The 7,784-nt window shown below is 29.7% G+C and carries 16 protein-coding genes; 11 read left to right on the top strand and 5 right to left on the bottom strand.

The genetic code is table 11. The features are described from left to right. The 4 genes from Q0649_RS19195 to Q0649_RS19180 form a co-directional block, all read right to left on the bottom strand. A partial coding sequence (locus Q0649_RS19195; protein ID WP_298845716.1) for a hypothetical protein occupies positions 1-300 on the bottom strand: 300 nt, incomplete at its 3' end. 62 nt (positions 301-362) lie between these two features. Beyond that, entirely contained in the window at positions 363-515 is a 153-nt protein-coding gene (locus Q0649_RS19190; RefSeq protein WP_298845714.1) for a KTSC domain-containing protein, read from the bottom strand. 49 nt (positions 516-564) lie between these two features. After that, the gene (locus Q0649_RS19185) at positions 565-768 is read right to left on the bottom strand and encodes a hypothetical protein (RefSeq protein ID WP_298845713.1); all 204 of its coding nucleotides are present in this window, start codon (positions 766-768) and stop codon (positions 565-567) included. A 171-nt stretch (positions 769-939) separates the two neighbouring features. Continuing rightward, the gene (locus Q0649_RS19180) at positions 940-1,272 is read right to left on the bottom strand and encodes a hypothetical protein (protein ID WP_298845711.1); all 333 of its coding nucleotides are present in this window, start codon (positions 1,270-1,272) and stop codon (positions 940-942) included. Between the two features lie 231 nt (positions 1,273-1,503). On the opposite strand from Q0649_RS19180, the gene Q0649_RS19175 reads away from it, so the two are divergent. The 11 genes from Q0649_RS19175 to Q0649_RS19125 all read left to right on the top strand — a co-directional run bounded on the left by Q0649_RS19175 (position 1,504) and on the right by Q0649_RS19125 (position 7,145). After that, complete coding sequence (locus Q0649_RS19175; RefSeq protein WP_298845709.1) at positions 1,504-2,241, top strand: hypothetical protein; 738 nt, start codon at positions 1,504-1,506, stop codon at positions 2,239-2,241. Between the two features lie 87 nt (positions 2,242-2,328). Continuing rightward, a complete protein-coding gene (locus Q0649_RS19170; RefSeq protein ID WP_298845707.1) occupies positions 2,329-2,469 on the top strand; it encodes a hypothetical protein in 141 nt (46 codons plus the stop codon). Positions 2,470-2,511: 42 nt separating this feature from the next. Beyond that, on the top strand, positions 2,512-2,736 hold the full coding sequence (locus tag Q0649_RS19165; RefSeq protein WP_298845706.1) for a hypothetical protein: 225 nt from the start codon (positions 2,512-2,514) through the stop codon (positions 2,734-2,736). Continuing rightward, positions 2,726-3,103 (top strand): hypothetical protein, encoded by a 378-nt coding sequence (locus Q0649_RS19160; RefSeq protein ID WP_298845704.1) that lies wholly within the window; start codon positions 2,726-2,728, stop codon positions 3,101-3,103. Before Q0649_RS19165 ends, Q0649_RS19160 begins: the two co-directional genes overlap by 11 nt. Before the next feature lie 2 nt (positions 3,104-3,105). Continuing rightward, the gene (locus Q0649_RS19155) at positions 3,106-3,291 is read left to right on the top strand and encodes a hypothetical protein (RefSeq protein WP_298845702.1); all 186 of its coding nucleotides are present in this window, start codon (positions 3,106-3,108) and stop codon (positions 3,289-3,291) included. 152 nt (positions 3,292-3,443) lie between these two features. Further along, positions 3,444-3,671, top strand: a complete 228-nt coding sequence (locus Q0649_RS19150; RefSeq protein ID WP_298845700.1) for a hypothetical protein — start codon at positions 3,444-3,446, stop codon at positions 3,669-3,671. Between the two features lie 17 nt (positions 3,672-3,688). Next, the gene (locus tag Q0649_RS19145) at positions 3,689-4,252 is read left to right on the top strand and encodes a hypothetical protein (RefSeq protein WP_298845699.1); all 564 of its coding nucleotides are present in this window, start codon (positions 3,689-3,691) and stop codon (positions 4,250-4,252) included. Further along, on the top strand, positions 4,245-4,505 hold the full coding sequence (locus Q0649_RS19140) for a hypothetical protein (protein ID WP_298845697.1): 261 nt from the start codon (positions 4,245-4,247) through the stop codon (positions 4,503-4,505). The genes Q0649_RS19145 and Q0649_RS19140 overlap by 8 nt, the downstream gene beginning before the upstream one ends. Positions 4,506-4,508: 3 nt before the next feature. Continuing rightward, a complete protein-coding gene (locus tag Q0649_RS19135) occupies positions 4,509-4,907 on the top strand; it encodes a hypothetical protein (RefSeq protein ID WP_298845696.1) in 399 nt (132 codons plus the stop codon). Between the two features lie 148 nt (positions 4,908-5,055). After that, positions 5,056-5,625 (top strand): hypothetical protein, encoded by a 570-nt coding sequence (locus tag Q0649_RS19130; RefSeq protein WP_298845694.1) that lies wholly within the window; start codon positions 5,056-5,058, stop codon positions 5,623-5,625. 2 nt (positions 5,626-5,627) lie between these two features. Then, positions 5,628-7,145, top strand: a complete 1,518-nt coding sequence (locus Q0649_RS19125; RefSeq protein ID WP_298845693.1) for a DNA cytosine methyltransferase — start codon at positions 5,628-5,630, stop codon at positions 7,143-7,145. A 374-nt stretch (positions 7,146-7,519) separates the two neighbouring features. Here Q0649_RS19125 and Q0649_RS19120 read toward each other — a convergent pair. After that, positions 7,520-7,784 (bottom strand): hypothetical protein (locus tag Q0649_RS19120; protein WP_298845692.1); only part of this gene is annotated, 265 nt, incomplete at its 5' end.

Genomic DNA, 7,784 nt, shown 5'->3' with positions numbered 1-7,784 from the left:
AACCTGTGACTCAACCTGTGACTCAACCTGTGACCAAACCTGTGACTTAACCTGTGATAAATCAATATCTTTTAACCAATTTTTAAGATAATTAACACCAATTTGACAACCCATAGGACTATCTAAATAAATAATAATAGGACTTTCTTTACCTATAGAACTATATAACCAATCTATTCCTATTTTAGCTTTTTCTCTATTGATTGAATTTTTACACGAATTGATATAATTTAACCAATAGTCTTTTACTTCAATCATTTTTAATTCTTGCTCGGGCGTTAGTTTCTCTAATTTTTCCATGATTATATTTGTTTAAATTGATATTTGTTTTTAATTTGACTTATGAAGTAAGATCCTATACTCTAAGCTTCTATTAACTTTCTAAAGACATCCACCGGCACATCTTTATACTCATACATTCTACCTTGCATAAAAGTTACAGTAAGAGTAGATGTTTCTGTATCATACTCTATTTCTTTTAATTGGCTACTTACTACTGATTGTTTTGTTTTCATAATTGTTTTGATTTACCTACTTGTACGAATAAAATAAAATAAGGTTACATTAATATCTACTTTTTAATAATTTTTGTTGATAGCGTCCATTTGGAGATAAAATTGATATTATTAAAACACAGGCATTGGCAACGACTTCAGTATCACATATGTCTTTAACGGTAATGTCTTCTATTTTTTTATCTAATGAACCGTATTTTAATTCGTTTTTAGTAATATATATTACTTCAGTATTTACTTTTAACATTTCCATATTTATATTTTTAACTGTTATACTGATATTAAACACAAAAGGTTACATAAATGACAAAACCCTTGATTAACAAGGGCTTTGCTTTGACAAAAACAGAAAAGAATCTTTAAATTAGTAACACACCATTTGAAAGTTCTCTGTAAAAATACTATTTTTTAACTCAACTTTGAATTAGTTTTTTAATTTATTTGGTATATTTTTTTTAAAATCTTCTCTTCTTTTTAATTCTTTAGGCAACTCTTCTTCTAAACTCTTTAACTGATGAATGCTTACGCCTCTTAATAATGCAGATGTTTCTTCTTTACTTCCTCCAAAAGACTTTATATTTACTCTTTCTCCCTCTTCTGTTAACGTAAAATGGACAAGCAATAGGTTTGAGTCTCCACCGAGTCTTTCTATAAATTTTATAGCGGTTTTGTCTCTTAAGTCATCTGTTAAGATTACATTTGCTGTGATTACAGCTTGGTTGTGTTCGTTAATATCGAACATTAATTTACTTTTCATTTTTATATGTTTTAATAGCAGGCATTTAGTCACCGCCGAAACAAATATAATAAATATTTTGAAATCATATTAAAATAAATTATATATTTGAAGCAGATAATTTTCCGTAAGAGGGTTGGTTATCTAAAAACATTTATTTATATTTGTAAAGAATTTGTCGCAAGACAGGAAAACCTCCCAAACCCTCTACTGTTTAACAACAATGGGGGGTTTTCTGCTATTAGATGGTTTATGAACATAAGTTATTTTTTAATAAAGCAAATGATTGAGGATAAATGCATCCGCGAGCTTGCTGTATTAATTAAATTAAAATCTATTTATAGTAGTGGATGTGTTCATGATTACTCTCCTTATAAACTATCTAAATCCTGCGATTTAAGCCGTAATACAGTAAAGAAGTATGTAGACTTCTATTTATCTTTAGGTTACGCTCGGATGGAAGGTACTAGCCTTGTATTCGCTGATTTTAAGAAGATAGATAAGTCTTATAAGTATGGATTTTTAAAGATAGATACTGCATTATCATTAAAGAAAATACAATTATTATTATTTAGACAAAAAATAGAAAACAACCAATCAGAATTTAATTACCTGAAAACAGTTCGACAGGATTCAACCGACCCAAAAGGGCCTAACGCATTAAGAAACCATAAGAAAGCAATAAAAGCTTTAATGAAACTTAATCGCAAGGTTACAAATCTTCCGAGTGCCGAAAAGAACTATTCAGTATCAATTAAAACATTAGCTAAACAATTCAAGTGTTCCGTAGGTAAAGCTCAAGGTATAGTCAATTCATTATGTGAAGATGGCTTACTTAAAAGAATTACTAATTACAGTAAAGGATCATGGCTTAGTTATAGAGAAAGAAAGGATAAAAGTTTTACTAAGAATTTATCTATTAATAATGCTGGTTGCTGGATTAGCAACGGTATTATGTTTAAAAGATTACCAAATATCTATGTATTATAGTGTGTCAAAAAAATGAATGTATTTATACCCAATCCTAACTTTAATTAGTTTATTGTAACCTTTATTAATTATTAACGTACAAGAGGTATGAAACATACAAAGAGTACAATAACAGCAATAAAGAAGTTAAGAGATAAGAAAGTACATCCGCGAGATGTGCAAAGTAAAAACAAAGAAGCGTTTGATAAAAGTTTTTTTGGAATATTAAATAAAGAACGTAACCTTTAGAAAATAATAACGTATAACTAACTCAAAACTGAATTAAAAAACATGAAAAACTATTTAGAACATTTAAAAGAAAATCCACTTAAAATATTGTGGTTAGCATTTATTGATTTATTTTGCTTGACAGTAATTATTTATTTTATAGAAAACAAAGACTATATTATAGAAGATAACTCTGGAGTTGTTTATATACTGTTTATATTATTTATTATTATTGTTGGCGGAGTAGCTAATTATCAATCTTATAAAGAATATAAAGATGGTTTATAGTTTAATATTTTGGGCATTAGCCTCAGTATGTAATGCATGTATGGACACATTAGCTCATCATTATTACAAAAGCATATTTATAAAGCGAGGAAATCCGTTTGATATTCCATGGAATAACTTTTGGAATCCGGAAACTAGCTGGAACAATTCTTATATAATTCCTGGTACGAAATGGAAATTAGATGCATGGCATTCATTTAAAAGCTTAATGATAATATTTGAAGCATTAGCTATTATGTTTGCATGGATAGATTGTCCTCCTTTTATAGATAGTATATGGTTTAATTTAGGATTTTTAATAGTTATTGGATGTATTTGGAATCTTACATTTAATGTTTTTTATAATAAACTTTTAATAAGAAAATAAAAATGGTAATAAAATTTATAACAACAAGCGAAGAAGGAAGTGTAGAAATCATAAAAGAAACAAGCACATTAACAACGGTTACACCTCAAATAGGATGGTGTATAGTTATAAAACAAGAACAGTACTTTGTAGATATGATAGAGATGAATTATGATAATGGTATAATTAGTATTAATTTAATTAAATAAAATGAATCTATCAAACAAAGCAACAAAATAATGATGCAATCAGAAATATTAGGCTACTTATTTATAATAATAATAGTATCGGCTTTATTCGCAGTATATGTCTATCACAGAAACAATGATGATGATTTTAACTTTTAAAAAAACAAATAAAAATGGAAAATTCAAATTACGACAATTACGCCTCAATGGCGTTACAAGCATTAATTTCAAAAACACCTTTATTAGACAATAAAGGCGAAATCGGTATTAAAAAAACAGATGATGAAATGCAGGAAATTAAAAAAGAATTATGCAGAACAGCCCACTCTTACGCTTCATGGATGATTCAGACAAGGAAAGAATTTTCTGATTACTTAAAAACTATTGATATTATTATATAATCAAAAAAACAAATAAAATGACAGAGATAGAAAAATTAAGAAAAGAACTAAACGATAGATTAGATGCTTTTGAAAATAAACCTAAACACGAGGTGGGTAAATGGAATTGGACTAAAATGGGTTCATTATATTTTATTGAAAAAATTGATGAAAACAGATGCTATGGTTATGGTTTAGGTTATAACAATGAATGGATAAAAGGATCTGTTTGTTATACAAAAGCCATAAAACGAATAGCCACAGACGCTGAAGTGACTGAGACGTTAACAAAAGAGGCTATTAAGAGGGGTTTAGTTGAGGGGGCTAAATATAATCCCGTTTTTAATATTACTAATAGTGGTGAAGTTGGAACTGTTAATAAAGAATATGTTTATGATAACACAATAACAAATGGTTTTTATAATGGTTTTCAATATTTAATGCTAAAAGGCATTTGGGCTACCGTTATTAAAGAGCGTAGTTTGAAAGAGTGGTATGATGATTATTTAAACAACGCTAAAATAGGAATAGGAATTCGTGATTACATCAAATCAACAAAAAACGAATTAATAGAAATCCTTAAAAACCTACCTAATGACTAAACACGAAGTATTAAATGAAGGGTTGCAACAAGCAATAAATAAAAGCTCTGTAAAGGCTGATAAGGCATATTGTTGGTTGTTTTTAACTATTGCTTTGTTATTTTTTGGAGTTATTTTTTTATCAGGATGGTGCTATAATCTAAAAACAGATTATGATAAATTAGTCAATCTAAAATTAAGTAATGATAGTGCAATGGCTGGCTATAAGGCAAATAACCAATGTTTAACCAATGCTAACCTTATGAAAAAATAAATTATGACGGAATTACAGGAAGAGTTACAACAACAAACACATAGAGCATTATTAATATTCTGTGCTTTGTCTAAAGTTCAAAATGAATCTTATACGCGGTTCTTAGGAATGTTTAAACACTCAGATAAGCAAAAGTTTAATGAATTGATTAAATCATCAAATATGTTTTGTAAGACTATTGAAACTAACTTTCCAGAAGATAGTATTAAATCTGTTAATAGCCTTGAAGAGTACTTTCAGGATTTTATTTTTAGTTTGGTAAAGCGTGGAGACTTCACGTTAGATTCAAATACAATTCTAACAAAAAAGTTAAATGATATGCTTGAGGAGCCAGAAGTATTAGAGTATGATATTTTCAGCATTAAGCATGTATTAAGATTATTAGATAAAACAAAAGCTTAAATGGCGCCGAGCATAATCAAAACTATATGGTTTAATAACACTTTAACTATAAATAGCCTTAAAGCATAATAATTAATAAGTACTAAAAACTAACTAAAAACCATAGTGTGTACCCTTATAATAACAAACATATAAAATTAATGCAAATTTGAAACAGGCAGGAAACACTAAAAAAGTAGAAAATACTACATTAAAAGAGCTATATCCAAGGCAAGAACTTCAAACCCCATCTATAAATAAGAGGTTTACACGTCATTATAGTAATTTAGGGTTCTATTTACCTCCATCTGAGTATGTATTGTTCAATTGGCTTACTTATTACTCAGACCAATCAAGTGTGTTTAGGTATTCGGCGGAGTTATTAAGAGTTTATGCTAAAGCAAGCGAGAGAGCAATAGATATATATGGCTCAGATAAAGTACATTATACTACATCAATAGATAACGTAAGAGAATCTTTTATTAGCTTAATAGAAAAGGGATTAGTAATAAAGATAAGCCAAAAGAGTAAGTATATGATTAATCCTTATGTAGTATTTTGTCATAATAATAGGTTATTTAGCACTACCAAAAAGCATAAAGAGTATCTAGATATAATTAAGGAGTGCGCGGATGATACAAGTAAGTTACAATTAGAATTAACTAAACTATGTGATAGTATACAAAAAAGATCATTAGATAAGTTAAAAATGGATAAATATTATAGAGAATTAAAGTAATTATGGGAAAAGAATTTAACGTTTTAAGTCTTTTTGATGGTTGCTCAGGGGGCAATCAGAGTTTAGATAGAATAGGAAAAAAAGTAGATAACTACTATGCCTCAGAGATAGATAAGTATGCCATTACAGTAACAATGGTTAACTATCCTAATACAATACAATTAGGAAGCGTTACGGAGGTAGATGTGAGTAAATTAAAGCCTATATCTTTGCTTATAGGAGGTTCGCCTTGCCAGAGTTTCAGTTTTGCTGGCAAACGTAAAGGAATGAGCACTAAAGATTCAATAGAAATATTAACGTTAGAACATTATCTGGAATTAAAGAGTCAAAACTTTGAATTTGAAGGTCAATCTTACCTATTTTGGGAGTATATCCGCATCTTAACAGATATAAGAAAGTACAATTCTGATGTTAAATTCCTATTAGAAAACGTAATCATGGGCGCTAAATGGCAGAAAATTCTTAGTCAATCAATAGGTATAAATCCTATTGAAATTAATAGTGCATTAGTATCGGCTCAAAATAGGCGAAGATTGTACTGGACCAACATTGGAGCAGAACACGACGGTTTATTTGGAGATTTAAAATGTATAATACCACAACCGAAAGACAAAGTAATATTATTAAAAGACATACTTGAGCCAGAAGTTGATGAGAAATATTATATTAAAAACCCCAAGTTTGGTTTCGATGGAATGAATATTAACGGTAAAAACAATACTTTGCGTATTGGTGGCCATGCTTCACAAACAGCTAAACATAACTATGATATTATAAAGATTGATGTTAAGGGGAACGTAAAGAATAATCAAGATAAGGCTAGTTGTTTTACGGCAGGCGCACACTCTGGCGGTAATCATTCAGACATGGATTTAATAGTCCACAATACAATGCCATGCTCGAGTAAAACAGGTAAAGGTGGAACTGGTACATTAAGCCATAATGATGGTAAAACATATTGCTTAGATACAGGACAGACAAATGCTATTCAAATAGTAGCAATGCGCGGACGTAACCCCGAAAATACATCAGATAGAACTAAAGGATGTCCAACTAAACAAATGCTTGAAGCAAGAGAAGATGGTAAAACTAATTGTATTACTACAGTTCAGAAGGATAATTTAGTATATACTGCAAATAATTTGCAGTATGGAGATGGTTTTGCTCAAGATAGTAGGGCTTATTATGAAGACGGTAAGCATGGTACACTTGATATTAAAGATAAAAGAGCTAAAGTATTAATACAAGGCTGTGATTATAGAACCGATGAAGGTATTAGATTTCGTGATAATGGTAAAACTGGCACATTAGCAGCTCGCGCGAGAACAGATGAAAATTGTGGTCAAATGGCAAATATAAACTCTCGCATCCGAAGATTAACTCCTTTAGAATGTGAAAGGCTGCAAACGATGAAAGACGGATATACAAATCATGTTTCATCAACTCAAAGATTAAAAATGATTGGCAATGGTTGGACGATTTCTGTAATTTCACATATATTTTCTTATTTAGATAAATAATGCAACTTAATTTAAACATAGATAATAAACCTAAATTAAAGTCCAAAACGATTATACTTCCTTCTGAAGATTCCTTCATTAGATTAATCGCTGGTCAATTTGGGTCATCGGCGGACATAGAAATAAATCTTATCAAAATACTAATCAAGTTTGACATGTTTACGCCTTTCGCACTAGATAAGCATCTAAGGAATAGGCTTCAAAAAGAGATGCAAGTTCCTTATGCAACATTAGGAACAGCATTGGCCAGACTAATAAAGTCCGGTATAATAGCAAGAAATGGTAAGAATATATACGTTAATGTCGCATTCCGCGGACTCGATGAAATAGACGCAGTAGTATTTAAAAAGAGGTGATTTGCATTATACTTCCTTCTACAAATTATCCTCTATGTCGTAATGAATACGGTTAAATACTTTTTCTAATTCATTAAATACGTGGTTTTCGTAATGTGTTTGGCACATATCAATAATATCCTGGCGCTGGACCATTGTAATCATGTCTGTAGCATCTTCACCTTCATTGGTTATACTTTCAATGTTTATGTTTACCTGGCCGTCTTCTTTAAAGTAAAAGTACTCTATATCTAAAATAACAGGTTCATTGTTTATTTCTATCTCGCGTGTAGTTATCATAATT

It is taken from the genome of uncultured Clostridium sp. (genome assembly GCF_937920395.1).
Classification (GTDB): Bacteria; Bacillota; Clostridia; order Clostridiales; family Clostridiaceae; genus Clostridium_AD.
This window is presented reverse-complemented; position numbering and strand designations above follow the sequence as displayed.

Bases quoted from the DNA above. Each gene is read 5' to 3' on its own strand.
- Q0649_RS19190 (WP_298845714.1), bottom strand. From the start codon at position 515: ATGAAAACAAAACAATCAGTAGTAAGTAGCCAATTAAAAGAAATAGAG.
- Q0649_RS19185 (WP_298845713.1), bottom strand. From the start codon at position 768: ATGGAAATGTTAAAAGTAAATACTGAAGTAATATATATTACTAAAAAC.
- Q0649_RS19180 (WP_298845711.1), bottom strand. From the start codon at position 1,272: ATGAAAAGTAAATTAATGTTCGATATTAACGAACACAACCAAGCTGTA.
- Q0649_RS19175 (WP_298845709.1), top strand. From the start codon at position 1,504: ATGAACATAAGTTATTTTTTAATAAAGCAAATGATTGAGGATAAATGC.
- Q0649_RS19170 (WP_298845707.1), top strand. From the start codon at position 2,329: ATGAAACATACAAAGAGTACAATAACAGCAATAAAGAAGTTAAGAGAT.
- Q0649_RS19165 (WP_298845706.1), top strand. From the start codon at position 2,512: ATGAAAAACTATTTAGAACATTTAAAAGAAAATCCACTTAAAATATTG.
- Q0649_RS19160 (WP_298845704.1), top strand. From the start codon at position 2,726: ATGGTTTATAGTTTAATATTTTGGGCATTAGCCTCAGTATGTAATGCA.
- Q0649_RS19155 (WP_298845702.1), top strand. From the start codon at position 3,106: ATGGTAATAAAATTTATAACAACAAGCGAAGAAGGAAGTGTAGAAATC.
- Q0649_RS19150 (WP_298845700.1), top strand. From the start codon at position 3,444: ATGGAAAATTCAAATTACGACAATTACGCCTCAATGGCGTTACAAGCA.
- Q0649_RS19145 (WP_298845699.1), top strand. From the start codon at position 3,689: ATGACAGAGATAGAAAAATTAAGAAAAGAACTAAACGATAGATTAGAT.
- Q0649_RS19140 (WP_298845697.1), top strand. From the start codon at position 4,245: ATGACTAAACACGAAGTATTAAATGAAGGGTTGCAACAAGCAATAAAT.
- Q0649_RS19135 (WP_298845696.1), top strand. From the start codon at position 4,509: ATGACGGAATTACAGGAAGAGTTACAACAACAAACACATAGAGCATTA.
- Q0649_RS19125 (WP_298845693.1), top strand. From the start codon at position 5,628: ATGGGAAAAGAATTTAACGTTTTAAGTCTTTTTGATGGTTGCTCAGGG.